26 protein-coding genes are annotated in these 25,082 nt (G+C 63.4%); 10 read left to right on the top strand and 16 right to left on the bottom strand.

What is annotated here, in order from left to right; all coding sequences use genetic code 11:
- Positions 1 to 79 precede the first annotated feature (79 nt).
- A complete protein-coding gene (gene sigE / locus QFZ40_RS05615; protein ID WP_306903309.1) occupies positions 80 to 697 on the bottom strand; it encodes an RNA polymerase sigma factor SigE in 618 nt (205 codons plus the stop codon).
- A gap of 228 nt (positions 698 to 925) precedes the next feature.
- Between sigE and QFZ40_RS05610 the strand changes: the two genes are divergently transcribed.
- The gene (locus QFZ40_RS05610) at positions 926 to 1,558 is read left to right on the top strand and encodes an O-methyltransferase (RefSeq protein ID WP_306906828.1); all 633 of its coding nucleotides are present in this window, start codon (positions 926 to 928) and stop codon (positions 1,556 to 1,558) included.
- Between the two features lie 81 nt (positions 1,559 to 1,639).
- Here the strand turns inward: QFZ40_RS05610 and QFZ40_RS05605 are convergent, their stop codons facing one another.
- The 4 genes from QFZ40_RS05605 to QFZ40_RS05590 all read right to left on the bottom strand — a co-directional run bounded on the left by QFZ40_RS05605 (position 1,640) and on the right by QFZ40_RS05590 (position 4,573).
- Positions 1,640 to 1,807 (bottom strand): DUF3117 domain-containing protein, encoded by a 168-nt coding sequence (locus QFZ40_RS05605; RefSeq protein ID WP_009357720.1) that lies wholly within the window; start codon positions 1,805 to 1,807, stop codon positions 1,640 to 1,642.
- A 230-nt stretch (positions 1,808 to 2,037) separates the two neighbouring features.
- Positions 2,038 to 3,285, bottom strand: a complete 1,248-nt coding sequence (locus QFZ40_RS05600; protein ID WP_306903307.1) for a hypothetical protein — start codon at positions 3,283 to 3,285, stop codon at positions 2,038 to 2,040.
- Positions 3,282 to 3,755: a DivIVA domain-containing protein gene (locus QFZ40_RS05595; RefSeq protein ID WP_373427395.1), complete on the bottom strand. Its 474-nt coding sequence runs from the start codon at positions 3,753 to 3,755 to the stop codon at positions 3,282 to 3,284. Before QFZ40_RS05595 ends, QFZ40_RS05600 begins: the two co-directional genes overlap by 4 nt.
- 32 nt (positions 3,756 to 3,787) lie before the next feature.
- Positions 3,788 to 4,573 (bottom strand): LOG family protein, encoded by a 786-nt coding sequence (locus QFZ40_RS05590; RefSeq protein WP_306903304.1) that lies wholly within the window; start codon positions 4,571 to 4,573, stop codon positions 3,788 to 3,790.
- 115 nt (positions 4,574 to 4,688) lie between these two features.
- Between QFZ40_RS05590 and QFZ40_RS05585 the strand changes: the two genes are divergently transcribed.
- The 4 genes from QFZ40_RS05585 (at position 4,689) to QFZ40_RS05570 (ending at position 7,985) form a co-directional block, all read left to right on the top strand.
- Complete coding sequence (locus QFZ40_RS05585; RefSeq protein ID WP_306903302.1) at positions 4,689 to 5,444, top strand: amino acid ABC transporter ATP-binding protein; 756 nt, start codon at positions 4,689 to 4,691, stop codon at positions 5,442 to 5,444.
- 74 nt (positions 5,445 to 5,518) lie between these two features.
- Positions 5,519 to 6,403 (top strand): glutamate ABC transporter substrate-binding protein, encoded by an 885-nt coding sequence (locus QFZ40_RS05580; protein WP_306903301.1) that lies wholly within the window; start codon positions 5,519 to 5,521, stop codon positions 6,401 to 6,403.
- A gap of 95 nt (positions 6,404 to 6,498) precedes the next feature.
- Entirely contained in the window at positions 6,499 to 7,149 is a 651-nt protein-coding gene (locus tag QFZ40_RS05575) for an amino acid ABC transporter permease (protein WP_306903299.1), read from the top strand.
- Entirely contained in the window at positions 7,146 to 7,985 is an 840-nt protein-coding gene (locus QFZ40_RS05570) for an amino acid ABC transporter permease (RefSeq protein WP_306903297.1), read from the top strand. Before QFZ40_RS05575 ends, QFZ40_RS05570 begins: the two co-directional genes overlap by 4 nt.
- 76 nt (positions 7,986 to 8,061) lie before the next feature.
- On the opposite strand, the gene dapE is transcribed toward QFZ40_RS05570, so the two are convergent.
- Positions 8,062 to 9,225, bottom strand: a complete 1,164-nt coding sequence (dapE, locus tag QFZ40_RS05565; protein ID WP_373427394.1) for a succinyl-diaminopimelate desuccinylase — start codon at positions 9,223 to 9,225, stop codon at positions 8,062 to 8,064.
- A gap of 50 nt (positions 9,226 to 9,275) precedes the next feature.
- Here dapE and dapD point away from each other — a divergent pair, with 50 nt between their 5' ends.
- Positions 9,276 to 10,316, top strand: a complete 1,041-nt coding sequence (gene dapD, locus QFZ40_RS05560; protein WP_306903296.1) for a 2,3,4,5-tetrahydropyridine-2,6-dicarboxylate N-succinyltransferase — start codon at positions 9,276 to 9,278, stop codon at positions 10,314 to 10,316.
- A 7-nt stretch (positions 10,317 to 10,323) separates the two neighbouring features.
- The gene (locus tag QFZ40_RS05555) at positions 10,324 to 11,178 is read left to right on the top strand and encodes a hypothetical protein (protein ID WP_306903295.1); all 855 of its coding nucleotides are present in this window, start codon (positions 10,324 to 10,326) and stop codon (positions 11,176 to 11,178) included.
- A gap of 28 nt (positions 11,179 to 11,206) precedes the next feature.
- Here QFZ40_RS05555 and QFZ40_RS05550 read toward each other — a convergent pair whose 3' ends face one another.
- Complete coding sequence (locus QFZ40_RS05550; protein WP_306903294.1) at positions 11,207 to 11,818, bottom strand: hypothetical protein; 612 nt, start codon at positions 11,816 to 11,818, stop codon at positions 11,207 to 11,209.
- A gap of 88 nt (positions 11,819 to 11,906) precedes the next feature.
- Complete coding sequence (locus tag QFZ40_RS05545; RefSeq protein ID WP_306903293.1) at positions 11,907 to 12,530, bottom strand: TetR/AcrR family transcriptional regulator; 624 nt, start codon at positions 12,528 to 12,530, stop codon at positions 11,907 to 11,909.
- Positions 12,531 to 12,653: 123 nt separating this feature from the next.
- On the opposite strand from QFZ40_RS05545, the gene galE reads away from it, so the two are divergent.
- Positions 12,654 to 13,667 (top strand): UDP-glucose 4-epimerase GalE, encoded by a 1,014-nt coding sequence (gene galE / locus QFZ40_RS05540; RefSeq protein ID WP_306903292.1) that lies wholly within the window; start codon positions 12,654 to 12,656, stop codon positions 13,665 to 13,667.
- Positions 13,668 to 13,872: 205 nt separating this feature from the next.
- Here the strand turns inward: galE and QFZ40_RS05535 are convergent, their stop codons facing one another.
- The 3 genes from QFZ40_RS05535 to fdxA all read right to left on the bottom strand — a co-directional run bounded on the left by QFZ40_RS05535 (position 13,873) and on the right by fdxA (position 16,882).
- A complete protein-coding gene (locus tag QFZ40_RS05535; RefSeq protein WP_306903291.1) occupies positions 13,873 to 15,156 on the bottom strand; it encodes a citrate synthase in 1,284 nt (427 codons plus the stop codon).
- Between the two features lie 243 nt (positions 15,157 to 15,399).
- Entirely contained in the window at positions 15,400 to 16,548 is a 1,149-nt protein-coding gene (dapC, locus tag QFZ40_RS05530) for a succinyldiaminopimelate transaminase (RefSeq protein ID WP_306903290.1), read from the bottom strand.
- A 7-nt stretch (positions 16,549 to 16,555) separates the two neighbouring features.
- Positions 16,556 to 16,882, bottom strand: coding sequence for a ferredoxin (fdxA, locus tag QFZ40_RS05525; protein ID WP_009356972.1), 327 nt, complete (start codon positions 16,880 to 16,882; stop codon positions 16,556 to 16,558).
- Positions 16,883 to 17,017: 135 nt separating this feature from the next.
- Between fdxA and QFZ40_RS05520 the strand changes: the two genes are divergently transcribed.
- Positions 17,018 to 17,257: a putative acetyltransferase gene (locus QFZ40_RS05520; protein ID WP_306903289.1), complete on the top strand. Its 240-nt coding sequence runs from the start codon at positions 17,018 to 17,020 to the stop codon at positions 17,255 to 17,257.
- A 49-nt stretch (positions 17,258 to 17,306) separates the two neighbouring features.
- Here the strand turns inward: QFZ40_RS05520 and QFZ40_RS05515 are convergent, their stop codons facing one another.
- On the bottom strand, positions 17,307 to 18,116 hold the full coding sequence (locus tag QFZ40_RS05515) for a hypothetical protein (RefSeq protein ID WP_306903288.1): 810 nt from the start codon (positions 18,114 to 18,116) through the stop codon (positions 17,307 to 17,309).
- A gap of 216 nt (positions 18,117 to 18,332) precedes the next feature.
- Positions 18,333 to 20,261: a translational GTPase TypA gene (gene typA, locus QFZ40_RS05510; RefSeq protein ID WP_306903286.1), complete on the bottom strand. Its 1,929-nt coding sequence runs from the start codon at positions 20,259 to 20,261 to the stop codon at positions 18,333 to 18,335.
- Between the two features lie 269 nt (positions 20,262 to 20,530).
- Here typA and QFZ40_RS05505 point away from each other — a divergent pair, with 269 nt between their 5' ends.
- The gene (locus QFZ40_RS05505; protein WP_306903285.1) at positions 20,531 to 21,337 is read left to right on the top strand and encodes a GDSL-type esterase/lipase family protein; all 807 of its coding nucleotides are present in this window, start codon (positions 20,531 to 20,533) and stop codon (positions 21,335 to 21,337) included.
- An 87-nt stretch (positions 21,338 to 21,424) separates the two neighbouring features.
- Here QFZ40_RS05505 and QFZ40_RS05500 read toward each other — a convergent pair whose 3' ends face one another.
- Genes QFZ40_RS05500 through QFZ40_RS05490 form a run of 3 tightly spaced genes read right to left on the bottom strand, consistent with a single transcriptional unit; the run spans position 21,425 to position 25,006 of the window.
- The gene (locus QFZ40_RS05500) at positions 21,425 to 23,131 is read right to left on the bottom strand and encodes a dipeptide ABC transporter ATP-binding protein (protein ID WP_306903284.1); all 1,707 of its coding nucleotides are present in this window, start codon (positions 23,129 to 23,131) and stop codon (positions 21,425 to 21,427) included.
- 11 nt (positions 23,132 to 23,142) lie between these two features.
- On the bottom strand, positions 23,143 to 24,087 hold the full coding sequence (locus tag QFZ40_RS05495) for an ABC transporter permease (RefSeq protein WP_306903283.1): 945 nt from the start codon (positions 24,085 to 24,087) through the stop codon (positions 23,143 to 23,145).
- A complete protein-coding gene (locus QFZ40_RS05490; RefSeq protein ID WP_306903282.1) occupies positions 24,077 to 25,006 on the bottom strand; it encodes an ABC transporter permease in 930 nt (309 codons plus the stop codon). The genes QFZ40_RS05495 and QFZ40_RS05490 overlap by 11 nt, the downstream gene beginning before the upstream one ends.
- Positions 25,007 to 25,082 lie beyond the last annotated feature (76 nt).

Raw genomic sequence — 25,082 nt, 5'->3', positions numbered from 1 at the left:
CACTCTGCACATGATTGCACGTGGTTGACGCCGCGGTGATGCCTGCGGCCAAAGAGTTCCCGGGGCGCCATGGGGCCGATCAGAGAATGCCGGCGATGCGTGGCAGGGAAAGCTTTGGCTTGCGCGACTGCTGCGGCCTGGGGTCACGGTGGGCAAGTTTTTCCCGCAGCATGGTCCGGCCCCGGTGGATTCGTGAACGAACCGTTCCGAGCTTGACGTCCAGGGCCGCTGCGACCTCGTCGTAGGACAGCCCTTCCAGGTCGCAAAGGACGACGGCGGCACGGAAGTCCGGCGGCAGTTCCTCCAAGGCAGCCTGGACGTCCAGGTCAAGGTTGTTGAGTTCAAAGCTCTGCTCCGGCCCCGGCTCGCGGCCCGGGATGCGGGACTCCGCGTCTTCCGCCAGGGCATCGAAACGGATCCGGCTCTTCCGCCGCGCCTGGTCCAGGAAAAGGTTGGTGGTGATGCGGTGCAGCCAGCCGTCCAGGGTTCCCGGCTTGAAGTTCTCCAGCGAACGGAAGACCCGGACGAACACTTCCTGGGTGAGGTCCTCGGCGTCGAACTTGTTTCCGGTCAGACGGTAGGCAAGGCGATAGACCTTGGCGGAGTGGTTGGCCACCACTTCCTCCCAGGTAGGCCTGACCCATTCAGCCGCTGAATCTTCTGCTGCAGGGACAGGTGCCACAACTGATGCTGACATCGTCCGCTCCCCTCGTGGATTGCTAACGCCCGGATACTGTTGACATCTCTGGTTCGGCGCCGATCACCACATGGATGAGCGGATAACCATCATTTCAAATTTCGCTGGGAATTACCTGACCGGGGCTGCTTTTTTGCCAAGGGCGCAACCCTGCGCCTTCCGCGGATGGCACTGGGTGAACCAGTAGGCTATATGAAACACTCCCCTGCCGCCCAGAAAGCGAATCCCATGAGCGCCGACAAGTCCACGAGCTGGTCCTATGCAGAAGATCTGCCCGCAGAGGATGAAGTCATGCTTCGGGCCAGGGAGCGTTCGTTCGAGCTTGGTGTGACGGCTGTGGGCCCCGGCGTCGGCGCCGTCCTGACAGTCTTGACTGCAGCCTCCAAAGCCCAGACCGCCGTTGAAATCGGAACCGGTGCCGGCGTTTCCGGCGTCTGCATCCTGCGGGGATTGGGCCCGCAGGCAGTCCTGACCACCATCGATGTGGACGTGGAACACCTGAAAGCCGCCCGGGAGGCTTTTTCTGAGGCGGGGAGTCCGGCAAACCGGACCCGCACGATTTCCGGCCGCGCGGGTGACGTCCTGCCCCGCCTTACGGATGCGGCCTACGATCTGGTGTTCATCGACGCCGACAAGCCGGGCCTGCCGGGTTATGTGGAACAGGCCATCCGGCTCCTGAAGAGGGGCGGCGTGCTCATCATCAACGACGCCCTGGACAAAGACCGCGTAGCCAACCCTGCCGACAGGGAGGCCAGCACTGTGGTGCTCCGCCAGGTGGGCAAGACCATCCGCGACGACGACCGCCTTGCCTCCGCCATGCTGCCCACCGGCGACGGCCTGCTGGTAGCCGTCAAGAAGTAGAGGAACCCTTAAAAGGCCAGGGCCCGCAGCGCTGAAGCTGCGGACCCTGGCCAAAGGCCCGGCGGGATTGTTCGGTCGGGATTACTCGGTAACGCCGACGAGGCATTCCTTAAGGTTGGCCGCTTCCGCAGCGTTGAGTTCGACCACAAGCCGTCCGCCGCCTTCGAGCGGCACACGCATGATCAGGCTGCGGCCCTCTTTGGTGACTTCCATAGGGCCGTCGCCGGTGCGTGGTTTCATAGCCGCCATGAGGAATTCCCCTCCATTTAGTCCCAGGACATAGCAGCCCGGACGGGCTGTGTCCGCATGGTCAATCAAGCCGCTATGGCAGCCCGAGGGGCCGCCGTGGCTGAACATCGTCTGAATGCTTTTGTCCTTGCTTACTTACTATTATCCCGTAATTACCCGTACGTAGCTAATCGATGGACATTTCCGGCCGCGTCGGATTCCTGCGGATCGCTGCGGAGCACCGCCCGGAACTAGGGCGGATAATCGCCTCCGCCGGGCAGTTGGGCCCACGCCCAGAGCCAGACGATCCAAACGACCTGGAGCAGCACAAACATCGTGAGGACAGTGCCCCGGTAGGCGCGGGAGCGGGACAGGAAGGCCGCCCCGAGTGCGAGCGGAAACAACGGCAGCAGCATCCGGAACGTACTTGTCTGGGGGTGCAGGAAGGCCAGGAGGTACCCCACATAGCAGGCGCACCACAGGCGCAGCTCCTCACCCAGCTGGACCACCGGGGGAGCGAAGAGCACCAGCGCGAAAAGTCCTGCAAAAACAAACGGCGCCAGGACTCCCAGCACCGGGCCGAAGAGCTGGATTCCAGTATCGAACCACGGCTTGAAGGGGACCAGGTCCTCCCCGCGCCACACGGTCTCCGTTTTGGTGTAGGCCGCAATATCCCCGGTGGCCGCCCAGGCAACTGCCGGCCAGATAAGAGCGGAGACCCCGCTGAGGACGGTCAGGCCTGCGAGGCCGGCCAGCTCACGGGGGCTGTGGCTCTGCTCTCCCCCGCCACGGCGGCGTTGCACCAGATGGTAGACGAGGAGGAGTCCCGCCATGGCCGCAAAAGGGACACCCACGGGCCGGGAAAGGCACATCAGCACCACTACTGGCATGGCCCAGAGGTACCGGCGCCGGATCACCAGCAACAATGCTGTGCCCAGAAGGAAGATAGTCAGGGGCTCCGCGTAGGGAACCTGGAGAATGGCGGATACCGGAAACGTCGCAAAAAAGGCAACGCCCCATAGGGCGGTCCCGTGGGCGGCCTTTTGTCGGAAGAGGCTGTACGCAACCAGCGCAGCGGCCAGGCCGGAAAGCATCGCGACGGCGGTCAATGCGGCGGCAGGGGTCAGCCCGGTGACCGACCCCAGGGCACGGGCGAGGGCGGGGAACAGGGGATAAAACGCCCACGTGTTCTCTTGCACGTTGCCTGCAGCGTCCACCGGGAGAACAGCCGGGTAGCCGCTGACGATGACCTGGGCATACCACCGCGCGTCCCAGATGTTGATGAAGTTCCAGTAGTCGGGCCTGGCGGGGAACCAGGGGTTGGGCCCCTGCTGCAGCCCCGCAGCCATGAAAATGCAAGCACTGACCAGCCTGGCGGAAAGATAGATGGCCCCTACCTGGAGCCACCACGGCCATCGGCGGACAGCATCGCCCGCGCGCGCGGCCACACCGCTCAGCCACACGGTCAGACCGGACCGGTTACCGGTAGCGGTGCTCACGGCACATCCTCCGTTGCGCCCGGCTCGGTCTTAGCGCTGCTTTCCTCCGGCCCGGCTTCAAGAATCGGGACTACTGGCGCCGCGCCTGGTTCTGAGCCTTCGGCTTCAAGCAGCAGCCGTGCATGCAGCCGCTCCACTTCCTCTTGCTTGGCCGCCAGCTGGTCCCGGAGTTCGTCCAGGACCTGGTCCACCTGGTCCATCCGGTATCCACGCAGGCCAAGGGAGAAACGGATCCTGTCGATGTCGTCGGGGGCTGCCTCCGCGGGCAGCAGAACCGGCGGCAGGTTCGCCACGGGCTGTTCGAATCCGCTGTCCAAAAGGCCGCCCGCCCCGAGGCGTCCGCTGTTGGCGCCGATGTTGGCGCCGTCGGCAGAGCGGCCGCGCCGGAAAACGCCGTACCGGCCGCCGGCACCGGCCCACACGGTGGCGCCGATCAGCACGATGGCAAGGAAAACCAGAAAAAAGCTCACACCACCCATCGTGCCAGATGAGGACGCAGCCGCTATTCGGGCCGCTGCTCGCCGTTGCTGGAAGGTGGCCGGACCGTGCCGTGGAGCACCAGCTCCACCGCTTGGGCAGGATCGTCAACGAGCTGGATCAGATCGAGGTCCTTTTCCGAAACCATACCTTCGGCAACCAGGGTGCCCCTGATCCACTCGATCATCGGCCCCCAGAAAGAAATGCCAAGGAGCACAATCGGGAACGACGTGACCTTCCGCGTCTGGACCAGCACCATCGCCTCAAAGAGCTCATCCAGCGTGCCCAGCCCGCCGGGGAGGACAATGAACCCCTGGGCGTACTTGACGAACATGGTCTTGCGGGCAAAGAAGTACCGGAAGTTGATGCCAAGGTCCACCCACTGGTTGAGCCCCTGCTCAAAGGGCAACTCGATGCCCAGGCCGACTGACACCCCGTTGCCTTCCACTGTGCCCCTGTTGGCGGCTTCCATGGAGCCCGGGCCGCCTCCCGTGATGACGGCAACACCGGCCGCGGCCAGTTTCCTGCCCACCTCGACGCCCATTTCGTAGTAGGGGCTGCCGGGCTTGGTCCTGGCCGAACCGAACACGCTGACCGCCGGCCCGAGGTCCGCAAGCGCCCCGAATCCTTCAACGAACTCGCTCTGGATCCGCAGGACCCGCCAAGGGTCGGTGTGGACGAACTGCCCCGGGCCTTTGGAATCGAGCAAATGCTGATCAGACATTTCCACGGCCGCCTGCTTGCGACGGAGTTCAAGGGGCCCCTTACGGCGCGGCTGGGAAGTCTTGGCCGGATCTGCGTTGATGCTCATCCCCCAAGGCTAGCGCCAAGGCGCGCATGCTGCGGCAGGTATCTCTTGAATCACGATCCACGGGAACTTGGGGTGATTCACGTCATAAACACCCTTTGTTCGCTAGATTCTTCTTATGACTACTCATGTGCCCGGCGATGCGCTCGTCTCCCTGAATGGTGTGAATAAGCATTACGGTCAGCTTCACGTGTTGAAGGACATCAACATCCAGGTCCGCAAGGGCGAAGTGGTTGTTGTCATCGGTCCGTCCGGCTCGGGCAAGTCCACTTTGTGCCGCGCCATCAACCGCCTCGAAACGATTGAAGGCGGCACGATCAGCATTGACGGAAAGGTCCTGCCGGAGGAAGGCAAGGAGCTCGCCCGCCTGCGGGCCGACGTCGGCATGGTGTTCCAGTCGTTCAACCTGTTTGCCCACAAGACAATCCTTGAAAACGTTACCCTTGGGCCCATCAAGGTCAAGGGCGTTCCCAAGGCGCAGGCAGACAAGGAAGCCATGGCGCTGCTTGAGCGCGTTGGAGTCGGCCACCAGGCCCCCAAGCTTCCCGCCCAGCTTTCCGGCGGCCAGCAGCAGCGTGTTGCCATCGCGCGGGCGCTGGCCATGAAGCCCAAGGTCATGCTTTTCGATGAGCCAACCTCCGCGCTTGACCCGGAAATGATTAACGAGGTCCTCGATGTCATGATCCAGCTGGCCAAGGAGGGCATGACCATGATCGTGGTCACCCACGAGATGGGCTTCGCCCGCAAGGCAGCGGACCGCGTCGTGTTCATGGCCGACGGCCAGATCGTTGAGGATGCCACCCCCGAAGAGTTCTTCACCAATCCCCAGAGCAACCGGGCCAAGGACTTCCTGTCCAAGCTTCTGACTCACTGACACCCTACGAACGCACGCACACACTCCAGCTCGCACCCAGGCCGTGACCCGCGGCCATCAATGAAAGGAATGTCATGAAGGCATTTATGACCCGGCGGAAGTCGTTCCTCGTGGCGGCTACCGCTGCCCTCGCCCTGTCCCTGAGCGCTTGTGGCGGCAGCACCCCAGGCACCACCAACCCCAGCGTTGCCGAGAAGCCGTCCTTCGCTGCAAACAGCACCATGGCAAAACTCTCCTCCGCCGGAACCATCAAGATCGGCACCAAGTACGACCAGCCGCTGTTCGGCCAGGTGGGCCTGGACGGAAAGCCTGTCGGATTCGACGTCGAGATTGGCAAGCTCATTGCCGCGAAGCTCGGGATCTCCGCTGACAAGATTGAATGGTCCGAGACCGTGTCCGCCAACCGCGAGCCGTTCATCGAACAGGGCAAGGTTGACCTGGTCATCGCCACCTACACCATCAACGACAAGCGCAAGCAGGTAGTCGACTTCGCCGGTCCGTACTACGAGGCCGGCCAGGCTCTGATGGTCAATAAGGACAACAACTCCATCAAGAAGCCGGAAGACGTCAAGGGCAAGAAAGTCTGCTCGGTCACCGGTTCCACCCCCGCCGCCACCATCGTTGACAAATACGGTGCTGAGCTGGTTCCTGCCGCCACATACTCGGCCTGCCTCGAGCCGCTGCGCAACAAGCAGGTTGAAGCAATCACCACGGACAACGTGATCCTGGCCGGGTTCGTGGACAAGGAGCCGGACGCTTTCAAGCTGGCCTCGGACGAGACGTTCACCAAGGAGCCTTACGGCATCGGCCTGAAGAAGGGCGACACGGAGTTCCGTAACTGGATCAACGACCAGCTGGACGCATTCAGCAAGGACGGGTCCTACAAGAAGGCCTGGGAAGCCACTGCAGGTTCAGTCATCAAGACTGCCCCTGAACTCCCTGCCCTCAACCGCTACTAAGGAACACCGGCAGTTGCCGGGGAGGCTTATGAGCCTGTCCCGGCAACTGCCGATCCATCTCCGCTCCAGTCCACGACACCCAGCCGAAGGATCCTATGGACGCCGTCATCGAAAGCCTGCCCCTTTACTGGAACGGCTTTCTCCGAACCCTATTCCTTTCCGTCACGTCCGGAGTGATTGCCCTGGTACTGGGGACATTGCTGGCCGCCGCCAGGGTCTCACCGGTTGCCGCCCTCCGCGGCTTCAGCATGACCTACGTGGAAGTCCTGCGTAACACTCCTCTTACCATTGCCTTTTTCTTTGCCGCAATCGTACTTCCCCGGCTCGGCGTCAAGTTCGAGCAGTTCGAGGTGGCAGCCATCATCGCCTTGAGCGCATACACCGCAGCCTTCATCGCCGAAGCTGTCCGCTCCGGTGTCAACAGCGTTCCCGTGGGCCAGGCCGAAGCCGCCCGCAGCATTGGGATGAAGTTCGGCCAGGTGCTGTCCCTGATCATCCTCCCCCAGGCCCTCCGGACCGTTATTCCGCCCTTGATCAACATCCTGATTGCCCTCGTGAAGAACTCCTCAGTTGCCGGTGCGTTCTTCGTGCTTGAGCTGTTCGGCTACGGCAGGCAACTGGCCAACGCCAACGGCGACCAGGTGATGGCCGTCCTGCTCGGTGTGGCCTTCTTCTATCTGCTGATCACGATTCCACTCGGAATCCTGGCGAGCACCGTCGAACGAAAGGTGGCGATCGCCCGATGAGCTCAGTTCTCTATGACGTGCCCGGCCCCAAGGCCCGCAGGGTTTCACTGATCGGATCGATCGTTGGCACCGTGCTGATCCTCGGCCTGCTGGCCTGGATCGTCATGACCTTCGCCCAGCAAGGGATCCTTGAAGGACGGCGCTGGGCCATCTTTACCCGTGCGGACGTCTGGATGCTCCTCGGCAACGGCATCGGGGCTACGCTCAGCGCGGCCGCCGTCGCTGCAGTCATCGCCTTTCCTTTGGGGCTGCTCCTCTGCCTGCTGCGGATATCGGACCTCCCCGCCATCCGGATTCCCACCCGCATCGTGCTGGAATTCCTTCGGGGCATGCCTGTCGTCCTGATGATGCTCTTTATTCTCCTGGTCTTCGGAACCAACCAGTTCATTGCGGTAGTGGCCGGCCTGGTCCTTTACAACGCCGCGGTGTTCGCCGAGATCATCCGCGCCGGTATCCAGTCGCTTCCCAAAGGCCAGCGTGAGGCCGGCCTCACGGTGGGCCTGACCAGCTTCCAATCCCGCATGATCATCGAACTGCCGCAGGCCGTCCGGCGCATGATGCCGTCCCTCGTGGCCCAGCTCGTTGTGCTCCTGAAGGACACCTCACTGGGTTACATCGTGGCCTACGGAGAGTTGCTCCGGGCAGTGCAGGTCATGGCCGACTTCCTGGGAACACAGTTCCTGTTCCCGATCTTCTTCGTCGCCGCCGCCATCTACATCGCGATCAACCTCTGCGTTTCCCGCATCGCAGTCTGGATCGAACGCCGCGGCTCCACGAAGGCAGCTGGAGGGGTCGCGAAGGCTGAACCCGAGCCAATAGAGGCTGCAGTACCTTAGCCAATATGTTGGGAAGGGCCCGGATCCAAGCGGATCCGGGCCCTTCTTATTTGGTGAGCCATCCCTGGTTCAGGATTTACCCGGCAAGCCAGCTCCGCAGCGCCCGCAGGCACTCACGGATAGCGTCCGCATCCACATGTTCGTTGTCCTTGTGCGCCAGCAGCGCATCGCCGGGCCCGAAGTTCACAGCCGGGATTCCCAGTTCACTAAAACGTGCGACGTCGGTCCAGCCGTATTTCGGTTTCGGCTCAGCACCGACAGCCGCCACGAAGGACGCGGCCGCGGGATGGTTCAGTCCGGGACGCGCGCCGGCGGCGCTGTCCGTACGGACAACGTCGAACCCCGCGAGCAGTTCCCGCACGTGGGCTTCGGCCTGGTCCGGAGACTTATCCGGCGCGAAGCGGTAGTTGATTTCCACCACACAGCGGTCCGGTATGACATTGCCCGCAGTGCCGCCATGGATCCTGACGGCGTTGAGGCTTTCGCGGTAGTCGAGGCCATCGACATTGATAGTTTGCGGTTCGTAGGCGGCCAGCCTGGCAAGGATCGGCGCCGCAGCGTGGATCGCATTGCTGCCCATCCACGCCCTCGCCGAATGGGCCGCCTCGCCAAGGGTCGTCGCTTCGAGGCGCATGGTTCCGTTGCAGCCGCCTTCAACTGTCCCGTCCGTGGGTTCCAGGAGGATGGCGAAGTCTCCGTCGAGGAGGCCTGCATGATTGCGGAGCAGGCGTCCCAGTCCGCTCTTCACCGCCTCCACCTCTTCGTGGTCGTAAAACACAAAGGTGACGTCCCGCCCTGGTGCAGCCCCGCCGTCGAACATGGTGGCTGCCAGTGCCAGCTGCACCGCGACGCCGCCCTTCATATCCGTGGCTCCACGCCCGTAGACGACCCCCACGCCCGGAACGCCGGAGTCCCAGCTGGACGGCACTGTGCCCCGTGCCCCGTCCGTCACGGGCAGCGGGACCGTGTCCAGATGCCCCGCGAGGATGACGCGCTCCCCCCTCCCCAGTTCCGTGCGGGCGATCAACGAATCGCCGTCGCGGACCAGGCGAAGCTGAGGGATTCCACGCAGCGCGGCTTCCACGGCGTCGGCCAGTTCTGTCTCGTTGCCGGACACACTGTTGATGTCCATCAGTGCTGAGGTCAACAGGGCAACGTCCTGGCGGAGGTCCAAAGGCAGGGTCTTCGAGCCAAGGGTCGTGGCAACGGTGGAGGATTCGGGGGCGGTTTCAGCAGTCACGTTGCCAGTCTAGTTCGAAGCCACGGCCCGGCTCTCGATAGACTGGGGCCATGACTGAGACCGCTACCTCCGCTGCGCCCGAAAACCAGAACGCTACCGCTGATGCCCGTTCCGCCTACGGCTTCGGGATCGCCACCATCGCGACCGGCACAGGCAAGGAAAGTGACCAGGCTACCGTACTGGATGTCTGGTTCCCCGCACCGTCCCTCGGTGTTGCGGCCGAGAACCTGCGTGCCGTGGAAAACGCTGACGAGGTCCTGACTGAAATCGCCGAGAACGGCACCGATGAGGACCGCGGCACTGAGCAGAAAGTGGTCTTCGTCCAGATCAACCTTGACGAGGCCCCTGCAGACACTGCTGACGCCTACCTCCGGCTCCACCTGCTCTCGCACCGTCTGGTCCGCCCCAACACCATCAACCTGGACGGCATCTTCGGCAAACTGCCCAACGTTGTCTGGACCAACTTCGGCCCCGCCGCGGTGGAGGGCTTCGAGCTTACCCGCGCCAGGCTCCGCCGCCGCGGCGCCGTCACTGTATACGGCATCGACAAGTTCCCACGGATGGTGGACTACGTGGTGCCTGCAGGTGTGAGGATTGCCGACGCCGACCGCGTCCGCCTCGGCGCGCACCTCGCCGAAGGCACCACCGTCATGCATGAAGGGTTCGTGAACTTCAACGCCGGCACGCTGGGGACTTCCATGGTGGAGGGCCGCATTTCAGCAGGAGTTGTGGCCGGCGACGGCAGCGACGTGGGCGGCGGGGCCTCCATCATGGGCACCCTCTCCGGTGGCGGCAAGGAAAAAGTCGCCATTGGCGAGCGCGTTCTGCTGGGCGCCAACTCCGGGGTTGGCATCAGCATCGGTGATGACTCCGTCGTGGAGGCCGGGCTGTATGTGACGGCCGGAACCCGGGTCCGCGTGATCGGCCCCAAGAACGCCTCCGGCGAGGACACTACGAAGATCGTCAAGGCGGTAGAGCTGTCCGGCGTCCCCAACCTCCTGTTCCGGCGAAACTCCACCAGCGGCGCCGTGGAAGTCCTTCCGCGCAAGGGCCAGACTGTGGAGCTTAACGACGCCCTGCACTCGAACTGACGCTTCTGTGACACGCAATCGTCGCCTGCTGCGGGCGGGCGTGTTACTGCTCACGCTGACGCTGGCAGGCGGCGGTGTGTACACAGCCGTTTCCTTTGTGCAGCGCTCCGACACCCTGGTCTCGGAGCGCTGCACAGCGGCAGTGGGCTCCCAGACTGCCGAGCTCGCCACAGACCAGGCTGTCAACGCATCGCTGATCACCGCCGTCGCGGTCCAGCGGGGACTTCCGGCGCGCGCCGCGAGCATCGCCCTGGCCACCGCCATGCAGGAATCGAAGCTCCGCAACATCGGCCACGGCGACCAGGCCGGCCCCGATTCCCGCGGGCTGTTCCAGCAGCGGCCCTCACAGGGATGGGGAACGGAGGCCCAGCTGATGGACCCCTACTATGCCGCCAATGCCTTCTACGACGCACTGATCCGGATCCCGGGCTACGAGTCGCTGGAGATCACTGACGCAGCACAGCGAGTACAACGGTCCGCCTATCCGCGGGCCTATGCCGAGCATGAGGACATGGGCCGCTCCTTCGCGTCCGGCCTCTCCGGCCAGACCCCGGCGGCCGTGCAATGCACGCTCCGCACACCCGGAGGACGCGGCGATCCAACCGCCGTTGCCGCGGAGCTCGTGCAGGCCTACGGGACGCTGGCCACCTCCACGGAAGGGCAGACGCTGGTGGTGGACGCCAGCGGCAGCGAGGCCTGGTCGGTGGCGCAGTGGGCCGTGGCCAACGCCAAGGCTTTTGAAGTCACCCAGGTAGACGTCGGGGGCCGGAGCTGGAACCGCCTGGCCCGCGACGGCTGGCAGGATTCGGATGCCGGCAGCGGCCAGGTGAGGATCACCCTCTCCGGGTTGCCGGTCGCCTAAGCCACGCGGAGACTGTTCGAACAGACGGTCAGACGAGCATCTCCACCACAGGCTGGACGTAGCTGCGGAACAGCTCCGGCTGCGACATCAGCTCGTGGCTCATGATGATCTTGTCCGGCTCCAGGTACCACGCCCGCTGCTCATTCAACGGCAGTTCGATGATGGTCAGCTTGAAATCCCGGGAGCTCCGTCCGACCTCCATCAACCGGTCATCCACCATGTCGTCCAGCAGCTGGTCGGAGCCACTGGCCACGCGCTCCGCTTCCAGTTCGGCATATTCGCTGCGGCGTTCCCGCACCCACGTGAGTGCGGCTCCGAAGTGCGCTTGGAGGACCCGCTGCAGGGCCGGGGAATTCCCGAACGCCTCAAAATCGGGCGGCGACAGCTCCGGTGACATGTGAGGGTAAGCCTTCAGCAACTGCTCCCACCATGCCTCCCACTCTGTCTTCAGCGCATTGAGGCCGCCTACCTCGGCTGTGAGATGGGTGTGGTCCGCGTGGCGTATCTTCGGAGCGGCGTGTGACAGCGCCGGATGGCCGGCACCGTCCAGTCCGGCGGCATCACGCACATACAGCGCGATCATCATCGGCCCGGATGTGTCCATGGTGATCTGCCAGCCGGAACCGCCTGTGTTATGCATCCCAATTCCTCCCGTGGCGTGCCTGTGCCCGGTTGATTATCCGGATCCGCTCCCCCGGCTCCCAGTCTATTCCCCAAGTGTCCCGACGTTAACGGCCAGGAGCAGCTGCGAGGTCTGCAAGGTGCCGTTCCAGAACGTCGCGGCACATCCCTGCCGTCATCCAATCGGGCTGGAGAAGCGCATGCATGCACAAGCCGTCCAGGGTTGCCAGGAGTCTCTCGGCCTCAACCACCAGAATCTCCTGCGCATCGCCGTCGTCTGTCAGCAGGGCGGTGATCACCTGGCCGATGACAGCCGCCACCTGCCGGTGGCTCCGGTCTGCTTCGGCGGCAAGGAACGGGCGGATCCTGGCGGCGTTCTTGAACGCCATCCAGACGCATGCTTCCAGGGCGCGCCGCTCGTCCAATGGCAGGAGTTCGCCCAACAGGGTTAAAACCGCGTCATGGTGCTCCCGCGTGCCCGGGGCCATCTCCCGCGTCCGTGCCAGCGCTTCCGTCAGGCGGAGGACTACCCTGTCCACCACGGCGGCAAATGAATAGGTCAGGAGTTCCTCACTGCCGGCAAAATAATGCCTGACGGATCCCACCGCGAGTCCTGCCTCATCCGCGACCTCGCGTAATGAAGCCCGCTCAAGCCCGTCCACGGCAATGATCCGGAATACAGCTTCGACAACGTCGGCGCGGCGTGCTTCCGGATCTACGATTTTGGGCATCTCCTCTTTTTAGCACATACGTGCTTCAAAGCCGGATTGCGGAGTCGTCGTATTGCCCGGCTTCCTTGACCGGCATCCGGAATGCCGCGGCGCTCTACCCGGTAATTGGGATAGCGTTGGGGCATGAAAATTCTGGTCACAGGTGGCACCGGGTACATTGGCTCCCACACTGTTTTGTCCCTGCAGGAAGCCGGCCATGAGGTGGTGGTGATCGACAACCTGGTGAACTCCAGCGAGGAGTCATTGCGGCGGGTTGCTGAGCTCAGCGGGAAAGCCGCAGAGTTCCATCACGTGGATCTCGTGGACGAGGCCGCGGTGGAGAGCGTGTTTGACGGAGGCGGCATCGATGCCGTCATCCACTTCGCCGGCCTGAAGGCGGTGGGAGAGTCAGTTCGGGAACCCCTCAAGTACTACTACAACAACCTTGTAGGAACCCTGAACCTGATCCGGGTCATGGACCGCCACGACGTCCGGTCACTGGTATTCAGCTCATCCGCCACGGTGTACGGGGAACACAACCCCATCCCGTACGTCGAAAAGATGGAAATCGGCGCCAACAACCCCTACGGCCGCACCAAGGAACAGATCGAGGACATCCTCTCTGACCTGGGCGCCGCTGACAACCGATGGCACATTGCGCTGCTCCGGTACTTCAACCCGGTGGGCGCACACCCGTCCGGACGGATCGGCGAGGACCCCCAGGGCATCCCGAACAACCTGGTGCCGTTCATCGCCCAGGTTGCCGTGGGCAGGCGCGAGAAGCTGATGGTCTTCGGCGGAGACTATGACACCCCGGACGGTACCTGCCTGCGGGACTACATCCACGTGGTGGACCTTGCCGAAGGCCACGTGGCGGCGCTGAACCATGTAGCGGACCGGACCGGTGTTTTCCGCTGGAACCTGGGCTCAGGCAAGGGCTCCTCCGTTCTGGAGGTACTGCACTCGTTCGAGAAGGCGGTGGGCAAGCCTATCCCCTATGAGATTACGAACCGGCGCCCGGGCGATCTGCCGGCATTCTGGGCCGACGCTACGTCCGCCCTTGCGGACCTGAGCTGGTCCACCACCAAAACCGTGGACCAGATGTGCGAGGACCACTGGCGCTGGCAGAAGAACAACCCGCTGGGTTACAACTCCTGACGCAATGTGGGCCCACGCCCGCAGGGTTCCCTCGCCGAGCTTGCGAGGCCAGGGTGCGGGCGGGGAGGGTCACTTAAGGCCCGTTTCCGCGGCATGGATGGGCGTTAAGTGACCCCGCGTTTGCTTCGCCCTGTAATTAACGACGTCGGCCGCCCACCTCGTGAAGGTGGGCGGCCGAGGTCGTAGGAATGGGAGCCGGTGGGGACTAGCGGGCGGGGTAGTTGCGCTCCGGCTCACCGATGTAGAGCTGGCGCGGACGGCCGATCTTGGTGTTGGGGTCGGAGATCATTTCACGCCACTGCGCGATCCAGCCGGGCAGCCGGCCGATCGCGAACAGCACGGTGAACATCTTTTCCGGGAAACCCATGGCCTTGTAGATCAGGCCCGTGTAGAAGTCCACATTCGGGTAGAGCTTGCGCTGGATGAAGTAGTCGTCATTCAGGGCCTTCTCTTCGAGGCGCAGGGCGATGTCCAGGAGCTCGTCGTTGCCGCCGAGCTTGGTGAGGATCTCGTGCGCCGTCGCCTTGACGATCTTGGCCCGAGGATCGTAGTTCTTGTAGACGCGGTGCCCAAAGCCCATAAGGCGCACGCCGTCTTCCTTGTTCTTGACCTTCTCCATGTAGTCTTCCGGCTTGGTGCCGTCTGCCTGGATCTGGCGGAGCATCTTGAGTACGGCCTCGTTGGCACCGCCGTGCGCGGGACCGAAGAGCGCGTTGATGCCTGCGGAAACCGATGCGAACAGGTTGGCATTTGAGGAGCCGACCAAGCGCACCGTGGAAGTGGAGCAGTTCTGTTCGTGGTCCGCGTGCAGGATGAGCAGAAGGTCCAGGGCCTTGGCGACCACCGGGTCCATCTCGAACTGCTCCGCCGGGAGGCCGAAGCTGAGCCGGAGGAAGTTCTCCACCAGGTTATGCGAGTTGTCCGGGTACAGCATGGGCTGGCCGATGGACTTCTTGTGCGCATAGGCAGCGATGACGGGCAGCTTAGCCATCAGGCGGATAGTGGAGACTTCCACCTGCTCTGCGTTGAACGGGTCCAGCGAGTCCTGGTAGAACGTGGACAGCGCGGACACGGCCGACGACAGGACAGGCATCGGGTGGGCGTCGCGCGGGAAGCCGCCGAAGAAACCCTTGAGCTCTTCGTGCAGGAGGGTGTGGTGACGGATCTTCTGGTCGAACTCTTCCAGCTCCGTAGCGCTGGGCAGGTTGCCGTAGATCAGCAGGTACGAAACCTCCAGGAAGCTGGAGTGCTGAGCCAGCTGCTCGATGGGGTATCCGCGGTAACGCAGGATGCCCGCATCGCCGTCGATGTAGGTGATCGCCGAGGTGGTTGCTGCGGTGTTCATGAAGCCGGGGTCAAACGTGACTGCGCCCGTCTGCTTCAGCAGCTTGGAAACGTCGTAGCCTTCGTTCCCTTCAACAACCTGGATGCGCGGGAGCTTGAGCTCCCCTCCTGCGTGAAGCAGGGTTGCGCTGTTGGTCTCAGTCATGGAGTCCCCTTCATGAGGCGTCTGGGCCTCTGTCGAAAGCTTGATCCAACATCCGGTGAGCCGCGCACTGACCCTGTTCGGCACAGGGTTCCAACACCCGGGCTGCCTTCTTGTAGAAAGCCACCATTGATAGTCACTTAAAAAGTACCGCCCCTGAGCGGGTGCCACTAATCGGGGACGTTCGAAAGTGGCCTAAAATGCTCCCTTTGTGGCGCGAGTCACACCATTGTTACGGCCCGGCTGTTACGAGGCGGCGGTCAGCCGCGAGACTGCGGCGTCAATCCGTTCGTCAGTGCCCGTCAACGCCACCCGAACGAATCCGTTGCCTGCCTCGCCATAGAAGACTCCCGGTCCCACCACTATGCCGTGGTCGGCCAGCCGTCCCACAGTCTCCCAGGTACCCTCGCCCGCGGTGGACCAGAGGTAGAGCCCGGCGTCGGACTCCTTGATTTCCAGTCCGAAGCGGTTCAGGGCCGGCACAAGACGTTCCCTGCGGCCCCGGTACAGGTCCTTCTGCGCCTGCACATGGACGTCGTCGCCGAGGGCGACGCGCATTGCCTCCTGCACCGGGAACGGCACGATCATGCCCGCGTGCTTGCGGCTGTTGACCAGGTTGGCCATGATGACCGGATCGCCGGCAACGAAAGCTGCCCGGTAGCCCGCCAGGTTGGACTGCTTGCTCAGCGAATACACGGCCAAAAGGCCCTCATGGGAGCCGCCGGCGACACGGGGATCGAGGATGCTGGGGACAGGCTCGCCGCCGCGCTGGACATCCCACGCGCCCCAGCCGAGCTCGGCGTAGCACTCATCGGATGCGACCACGGCGCCCAGTTCGCGTGCCTGCGCCACAAGTGCCCGCAGGGACTCGGCGTCCCGGACGCTGCCCGTGGGGTTCCCGGGCGAGTTCACCCAGACCAGGCGGACCCGCGAGCGGGTGGCTTCGTCGAGTTCGTCGAGGTGGTCGGTGGCAACAGACGTCACGCCAGCGAAGGTGGCGCCGATGTCATAGGTGGGGTAGGCGACTTTGGGACGGACGACGACGTCTCCGGGCTTAAGCCCCAGCAGCAGGGGAAGCCAGGCCACCAGTTCCTTCGAACCCACGGTGGGCATGACGTTCTTCGGATCCAGGCCCGGAACACCGCGCCGGCGCTCGAACCAGCCCGCTATGGCTTCACGCAGCGGGACGGTGCCATGGACAGTGGGGTATCCCGGAGCGTTGGCGGCTGTCCGCAGCGCGTCCTGGATCAAGCCGGGGGTAGGGTCCACGGGCGTGCCGATGGACAGATTCACAGCCCCGCCCGGATGTTCCGAAGCCCTGGCCACATACGGTGCCATGGCCTCCCACGGGTAGTCAGGCAGGCTAAGGCCAAAGCTGTTCACGGCTGCGGTCACGCCGGGTTCAGTGGTCTTGGTTCTGCGGCGGCAGGGCGGCAATCATCGGGTGGTCCTTACCCGTGTTGCCGATTTTCGCGGCACCGCCGGGGGAACCGAGATCGTCGAAGAATTCGACGTTCGCCTTGTAGTAGTCGGCCCACTCGTCAGGGGTGTCATCCTCGTAGTAGATGGCCTCGACCGGGCATACAGGTTCGCAGGCACCGCAGTCGACGCACTCGTCCGGATGGATGTACAGAGAACGCTCACCCTCGTAGATGCAGTCGACGGGGCACTCCTCAATACATGCCTTGTCCTTGACATCCACACACGGCTGCGCGATTACGTACGTCACGTCCCTTGCCTCTCCACGTTGGTGCCGGCGGCCCGCCGGCGATTGCATCCGGCACTTCCTCCGGACTGTTGAATTCTGAGCCTATTATCTCCCAGCCCGTCACTGCGAACCTAGCCGGCCCCATAGTATGAACTGGTGAGTCCCGCCCAGCCTACGCCCCGCAGTTTCCTGGCAGCCGCCGCACCCGGAACCAGGGTCGTGGTTCGGTACAGGATCGAGGGCGGGCTCACTGACGCCCTGGGCTACCTGCTGTACAGCGACGACGGCGGCTGCACGGTCCGAACGTGGCAGGCCGACGTCGTCATTCCCCTGGAGCTGGTAGTTGCCGCGAAGGAAGTGCCGCCTGCGCCTGAACGTCGCCGGCCCGCGCGCTGAGCGCCGTCGTCACCGCGCAGGGGCTGCCCATGCGGATCGAGACTGGACTTCAATGTGCAGTCCGGTACGTGCCAAGGGCCAGGTGCACCATCTTCACAAACTCCATGGGCTCGTTGAGGAGCATTTCGAAAGTCACGCGGAGCGTGGGAAGACCACGGACGACCGTGATGTTCCACCGCCGCCTGTCCTCCCTGTACGCTTGCCGGCTGCTGTGGTGGGCGTAGCCGTCCGTCTCAATGCCAAGCAAGCCGTCAACGAGGAGGTCCAGGTGTCCCATTCCTGGAACGCTGACCTGCAGCTCGACCGTTAGTCCGGCCTCTTCCAGCAAGTATCGGGCCATGGTCTCAATGATGGAACCGGATTGTGGCCGGATCCTTGCCACCAGCACCAGCAATGCCTTTTCCCTTGCAGCTGGAAAGCGGCCACGCAGATCCGAAAGTTGAACCAGGCCCTGTTTGACTGCGGATTCTGCAATGGTCAGGCCCTCGAGCCGCGGCAGGCAGCGCAGCGATTGGCACACGATGTCCAGATGGGTCAGCGGTAGGTGGCTTCGATGCACCACACAACCCGTGATTGGCCTGCCATGACTGGCGGCAAGATGCGGCTGGTCCGGCCTTTTCACCACCCAAAGCCCCGCCGCGAAGGCCGCCGTGACACAACCAGGCACGGCGTAATGGCGGCCGGCGTGGACAGCCAAGGGCTCGGCATCGGGCAGCGCATAAACGCCCCGGGCCACTCTGTGAATGGAGGCGTCCGATAGACCAGCTTCAATCAACCGTCGGGATACACCCGCCTGCCTGAGGGAACTGGTGCCGGCAACGCCACCCAGATCGGTCAGCACGTCGGTAACTTTTCGCATGACTCGATGGTGCCTTTCCCCGGATTCCGGGCGCACCGGCCAACAGAAGCCATGTGGAAAAGTGTCCGCGCGCGCGCTGACGGCGGGGCTCAGCGCGCACGGACCGTCTCTGCGCATCCATGACGAGGGTGAAGGCGCAGCCCCGCCCTTGGGGAACGAAAAAGCCGGAACGACGGCGGGGATTCCCGCCAGCCGTCCCGGCTTTCCTGCTGAAAACTAGACCTTGGCGCGTGCGCGGTTGGCCTTGGCACGTTCGTTGGTGTCCAGGATGAGCTTGCGGATACGGATCGACTCAGGGGTCACCTCAACGCACTCGTCCTCACGGGCGAATTCGAGGGATTCTTCGAGGGTGAGGTCGCGCGGCGGCGTCAGGTTCTCGAAGGTGTCCGAGGAGGCTGCACGCATGTTGGTGAGCTTCTTTTCCTTGGTGATGTTGACGTCCATGTCATCAGCGCGGGAGTTCTCGCCGACGATCATGCCCTCGTAAACCTCGGAGGTGGGCTTCACGAAGAAGGAACCGCGCTCCTGCAGGTTGATCATGGCGAACGGCGTCACAACACCGGCGCGGTCAGCGATCATGGAACCGTTGGTGCGGTACTCGATCGGACCGGCCCAAGGCTCGTAGCCTTCGGAGATGGAGGCTGCGATGCCGGCGCCGCGGGTGTCGGTCAGGAACTTCGTGCGGAAACCGATCAGGCCACGGGCCGGAACGATGAACTCCATGCGGCACCAGCCGGTACCGTGGTTTGCCATGTTCGTCATGCGGCCCTTGCGGGCGGCCATCAGCTGCGTGACAGCGCCGAGGTACTCTTCCGGCACGTCGATGGTCATGTGCTCCATCGGCTCGTGGATCTTGCCGTCAATGGTCCTGGTAACAACCTGCGGCTTGCCCACGGTCAGCTCGAAGCCTTCACGGCGCATCTGCTCAACAAGGATGGCCAGCGCCAGCTCGCCACGGCCCTGTACTTCCCAGGCGTCGGGACGCTCGGTGGGCAGGACCTTGATGGAGACGTTACCGATCAGTTCCTTGTCCAGGCGGTCTTTCACCTGGCGGGCCGTGACCTTGGCGCCCTTGACCTTGCCGGCCAGCGGCGAGGTGTTGATACCGATGGTCATGGAGATCGCAGGATCGTCCACGGTGATAAGCGGCAGCGGCTGCGGGTTGTCGGCGTCGGTCAGGGTCTCACCAATGGTGATTTCCTCGATGCCGGCGACGGCGACAATCTCGCCCGGGCCGGCAGACTCGGCCGGAACGCGGTCCAGTGCCTTGGTGGCCAGGAGTTCTGTGATCTTGACGTTCTTGAGTTCACCGTTCGCACGTGCCCAAGCGACCGTCTGGCCCTTGCGCAAGGTGCCGTTGTAGATGCGCAGCAGCGCGAGGCGGCCCAGGAACGGGGAGGCGTCCAGGTTGGTGACGTGGGCCTGGAGGACACCGTTCGGGTTGTACGTGGGAGCGGGGATGTGCTCGATGATGGTCTGGAACAGTGGCTCCAGGTCCTCGTTCTCCGGCGCGGTTCCGTCGGCCGGCTGCTCGAGGGAGGCGCGGCCAACCTTGGCGGCTGCGTAAACAACCGGGACGTTGAGGATCTTGTCCAGGTCCAGGTCCGGGACCTCGTCCGCGAGGTCCGAGGCGAGGCCCAGGAGGAGGTCCATCGACTCGTGGACGACTTCCTCGATGCGGGCGTCGGGGCGGTCGGTCTTGTTGACCAGCAGGATGACGGGCAGGTGCGCGGCCAGGGCCTTGCGCAGCACGAAGCGCGTCTGGGGCAGCGGGCCTTCGGAAGCATCAACCAGCAGCACAACGCCGTCCACCATGGACAGACCGCGCTCCACCTCGCCACCGAAGTCGGCGTGGCCGGGGGTGTCGATGACGTTGATGGTGATCGTCTCGCCCTTGGAGGACGGTCCGTTGTAGGCCACGGTGGTGTTCTTGGCCAGGATGGTGATGCCCTTTTCGCGCTCCAGATCACCCGAGTCCATCACCCGGTCCTCAAGGTGGTTGTGCTCGGCAAAGGAGTTGGTCTGCTTGAGCATGGCGTCGACCAGGGTGGTCTTGCCGTGGTCAACGTGGGCCACGATCGCGACGTTGCGCAGGTCACTGCGCGATGCAGTGGCTACCGCGGTGTTGGTGGTGGTTTCAGACATGCGTAATGGCTCGATTCAGTGGTGAAGTCAGCTGTTGTATCGCGACATTTCCAACTGGAACGCACGACGGATTAGTCCCTTTGCACAGGGCACCTCCCCTATTCTAGCCGCTGAGCCATTTATTGGCCTAAAATTCATTGACCAGCCAGGAACCCCATGACCAGGGCGTCCGGACGGCCGCGTTGACACCGTGAGAAGGATCACTGGATTTTCTTGACTTGATAGCTCATCATGGCTGTGATAACCCAAGCAAGCCCGGAGAACCACTGATGCGAAAAGCCTCGGCTCTGACGCGCTTTGTTGCATGTGGAATCGCCGTCGGCGTCCTCCTGAGCGGCTGCGGTCAGTCCCCAGAACGCCCTGCTGCCTCCCCTGCCCAGGCTGCGGAGCAGGAACCCGGGCAGTCCGAGGCGGGCGGTGCCGACCCGGCCACACTTCCGGCCGGCTCCTACGTGCGCAACCTGGAAAACGGCCGGGACGAGGTGGTAGTGCCGGACATCGGGCACACAGCACTGCTAATTGGTGACTCCCAGTCCGAACCGTACGACGGCTGGCCGCGCCTTGGCCTGGAGGCAGTCGGTTACAAGGTCCACTTTTGCGGCCTTGGCGGGACAGGCTTCGTGGCGGGCAACGGCAAGACCGGGAACTACATCGAGGCCCTGCTGCGGGGTGACTGGAAGCTTCCGTATGGAACTCCCCCGCTGATCGTCATCCAGGGCGGCGGCAACGATGCGGGCCAAGGTGCCACCGACGCACAAATCGTTGCCAATGCCGATCGCCTGATCGCCGCCCTCCGGCAGCGCTACCCGGACACCCCGATGGCAATGATCGGCACCCTGGCCCGGGGAACCAACTACGGAGGTGGCCGCCGCAGCCAGGTGGACGCGCTTCTCGGGACGGTCGCAGCAAGGCATGGATTGCCTTTCATAGGGGTCGGCGACTGGCTGACCAAGTACGATCTCGCCAAGAACCTGGCCGACGCCGTGCATATGAATGCTGCCGGCCGTAAGTCCCTCGGGGTGTTGCTCGAAGGCAGGCTGAGGGCATTGCACCTGGAAGCCGAAGCCGCTCCTTAACCAGGAAACAGGCCGATTAAGCAGGATGGATCCGGGGCCCTTTCCGGGCACCGGATCCATCTGCTGTGTGTGGTGCTGGTCCAGCTGTCAGGCGACTTCCGGTGGAAGCATCAGTCGGGCTCCCGGGATCGCGTTCAGCAGTGCCTTCGTGTATTCCTGCTGCGGAGTATCGAAGACATCATCGGTGGAGCCTGTCTCCACCAGCTGGCCCTTTTCCATCACGCACACATGGTCGGCTATCTGCCGGACCACTGCGAGGTCGTGGGTGATGAAGAGGTAGGTGAGACCCAGGTTGGACTGCAGGTCAGCCAGGAGATTAAGCACCTGCGCCTGCACCAGGACATCCAGGGCGGAGACAGCCTCGTCGCAGATGATCACTTCCGGGTCGAGGGCCAGCGCGCGCGCAATGGCGATACGTTGCCGCTGCCCGCCGGAGAGCTCGTTCGGATATCTCTGCATGGTGGACTGCGGCAGCGCCACCTGGTCCAGGAGTTCGCGGACCTTCTTCTCACGACTGGCTGTGTTGCCGATCTTATGAACCCGCAGAGGCTCCTCAATGGTCCGGTAGATGTTGTACATCGGATCAAGGGAACCGTAGGGGTCCTGGAAGATCGGCTGCACCCTCCGGCGGAACTTGAACAGCTCCGCACCGTTCAGCAGGGACGTATCAACGCCGTCGAACAGGATCTGTCCGTCCGTTGGCTTTTCCAGCTGCAGCACCATTTTCGCTACGGTGGATTTGCCCGAACCGGACTCTCCCACAATCGCCGTCGTGGTTCCCCTCTTGACACTGAAACTCACCCCGTCCACTGCAGCGAAGTCAGTGGATTTGCCCAGGCCCTGCCGCAGTTTGTAGACCTTGCGCAGGTCGCGGATTTGCAGGATGTGATCACTCGCCGGAGCTTCCGCGGCCGGGGCCAGCAGGTCAGCGGCCTCCACTCCCTGTTCCTTCGCGGCCTGGATCCGCCTGCTGGCCAACGAAGGCGCAGATTCGACGAGACGCCTGGTGTATGGGTGCTGGGGGTCCTGCAGCAGCTCGAGCGAGGGCCCGGCTTCCACGACCTGTCCGCGGTACATGACAACTACCTTGTCAGCACGCTCTGCCGCGAGACCTAAATCATGGGTAATCAGCAGCACGGACGTCCCCAGATCCGAGGTCATCGTCTCCAGATGATCCAGGATCTGGCGCTGCACCGTGACGTCCAGCGCCGACGTCGGTTCGTCCGCAATCAGCAACCGGGGCTGACAGGACAGACCGATGGCAATAAGGGCACGCTGGCGCATCCCGCCGGAAAACTCGTGCGGATATTGGTTGGCGCGACGGTGGGCATCGGGCAGCCCAGCCTCTGACAGCACTTTGGCGACGTCGGCCGGGCCGCTTGGCTTCCCATTGGCCCGCAGCGTCTCGCGGACCTGGTAGCCGATTTTCCAGACAGGGTTCAGGTTGGACATGGGGTCCTGGGGAACCATGCCGATCGTGTTGCCGCGGAGTTCAATCATGCGGCGTTCGGATGCGTGCGCGATGTCCTCCCCGTCAAGGAAAATCTGGCCGCCGGACACTTTGCCGTTGTTGGGCAGGAGTCCAATGGCCGCCAAGGCAGTGGTTGACTTACCTGACCCGGACTCTCCAACGATCGCTACGGTTTCGCCGGGCATGATGGTGAGATGGGCGTTGCGGACCGCCTGGACCTCGCCGGAGCCCGTCTTGAACGTGATGGCGAGGTCGCGGATTTCCAGCAGCGGCCTTACGCCGGCAGTCCCGGCCTCATCGATCCGGATTTCTCGGGTTGTCATTGCTTTTTCTTTCATCGCTGACGGCTCTTCGGATCGAGGGCATCACGCACTGCATCGCCCAGCATGATGAAACTGAGGACAGTGATGGACAACGCCGCCGCCGGATAGAGAAGAATCTCCGGCTTGGTGCGGATTGATGACTGCGCCGCGGCGATGTCGTGGCCCCACGACATGATGCCTTCAGGTAGGCCAATGCCGAGGAAGGACAGTGTGGCTTCGGCCACGATAAAGACACCCAGTTCCAGCGTTGCGAGCACGATGACTGGTGCCAGGGCGTTGGGCAGGACATGCCGGACCAGGGCCCGGAACCGTGAGACGCCCAAGGCACGGGCAGCGGTGACGAAGTCCGCGTTGCGCACTTCTATCACTGCACCCCTGGTGATGCGCGCCATCTGCGGCCACGCCAGCACCGCGATGACGAATACGACAGTCCACACGCTCTTGTTCTGACGGAAGACCGGCAACTGCGTGATAACAAGCGCGCCCAGGATCAGGGGCAAGGCGAAGAAGATGTCACCTAGCCGGGCAAGGACAATGTCCAGCCAGCCGCCGTAGAAGCCTGCGAGGGCGCCGAACGTCACGCCGACGATCAGGACGCAGAGAACAGCCAGGACGCCTACGGAAAGTGAAGCCCGGGTCCCGTGTATGACCCTCGAATAGATATCGCAGCCCTGGAAAGTGAACCCGAAAGGATGACCGGCCGAGGGGCCGCCCTCCGAATTGGCAAGTTCGCAGCCCTCGTTCGGCGGCACCGTGGACAGCAAGTCCGGAAACAACGCCACAACAGTCAGCGCCAGAATCAGCAGCGCCGAAATGATGAACAGGGGACGCCTGCGTAGCTTCCGCCAGGCATCTGCCCACAGGCTCAGGGGTGCTTGGTCGGTCTTCAGCGTGTCCGTCGCAAGCAGCGGGGTTTCTTCAATGGGAGCCACGAAATGGCTGTTATTACTGGTCATAACGAATCCTCGGGTCCAGCCACGCGTACAGGAGATCGACAAGAAGGTTGGCCACCACAAACACCAGCACCAGGACACTGACGATCGAAACGATCGTGGGGCCCTCACTTCGCAGGACAGCTTGGTACAGCTTGTTTCCTACGCCCGGAACATTGAAGATGCCTTCGGTGACAATGGCTCCGCCCATGAGACCGCCGAGGTTTGCCCCCAGGTACGTCACGACCGGGATCAGGGAGTTGCGCAGGATGTGGGCCAGCACGACGCGGGGCCGCGAAAGACCCTTCGCCGTTGCAGTGCGAACGTAGTCGGCATTCATGCTCTCGCTCACTGATGCACGCGTCAGGCGGAGCACATATGCGAAGGACACCAGGCCCAGGACGACTGCCGGCAGGAGCAAGTTGCCCCAGTCTGCATTCGCCCCCACAGTCGGCTTCGCCCATCCCAGCTGGACCCCGAACACCAGCTGGAAAACGAAGCCAAGAACAAACGTGGGCACCGCAATGACCACTAGGGACGCAACCAGGACGGTGGAGTCAAACCAGCTGCCGCGGCGGAGCCCGGCAAAGACGCCGAAGGCCACCCCGAAGACAGCCTGGATAATGAGGGCCTCCACGGCGAGCATCGCGGTCACCGGAAAGACCCGCGCCAAGGTCGCCGCAATAGGCTGGCCAGTGAAGTCGTTGCCCAGATTGAAGGTGAAGAGGTTCTGCAGGAAAATCCCGTACTGGACCCAGAAGGGCTGATCCAGGTGGTACTGGCTGCGCAGTGTGTCGATTACCGACTGTGGCGGCTGGCGGTCCCCGAAGAGAGCCGCAATGGGGTCACCCGGAAGGGCGAACACCATGTAGTAGACCAAAAGTGTGGTGCCGAGGAAGACGGGGATCACCTGGAGAAGTCGACGCAGGATATAGCGGACCACCGGATCACCGGCCTTCAGGGCAGGAAGAGAGGGGTTTCATATGTGCCTTCCGACCGTACAAGCGAATGGGGGCCCG

Source organism: Arthrobacter pascens (genome assembly GCF_030816475.1).
GTDB lineage: Bacteria > Actinomycetota > Actinomycetes > Actinomycetales > Micrococcaceae > Arthrobacter > Arthrobacter pascens_B.
The sequence above is the reverse complement of the archived record's forward strand: the minus strand, read 5'-3'. Positions and strand labels throughout refer to the sequence as shown.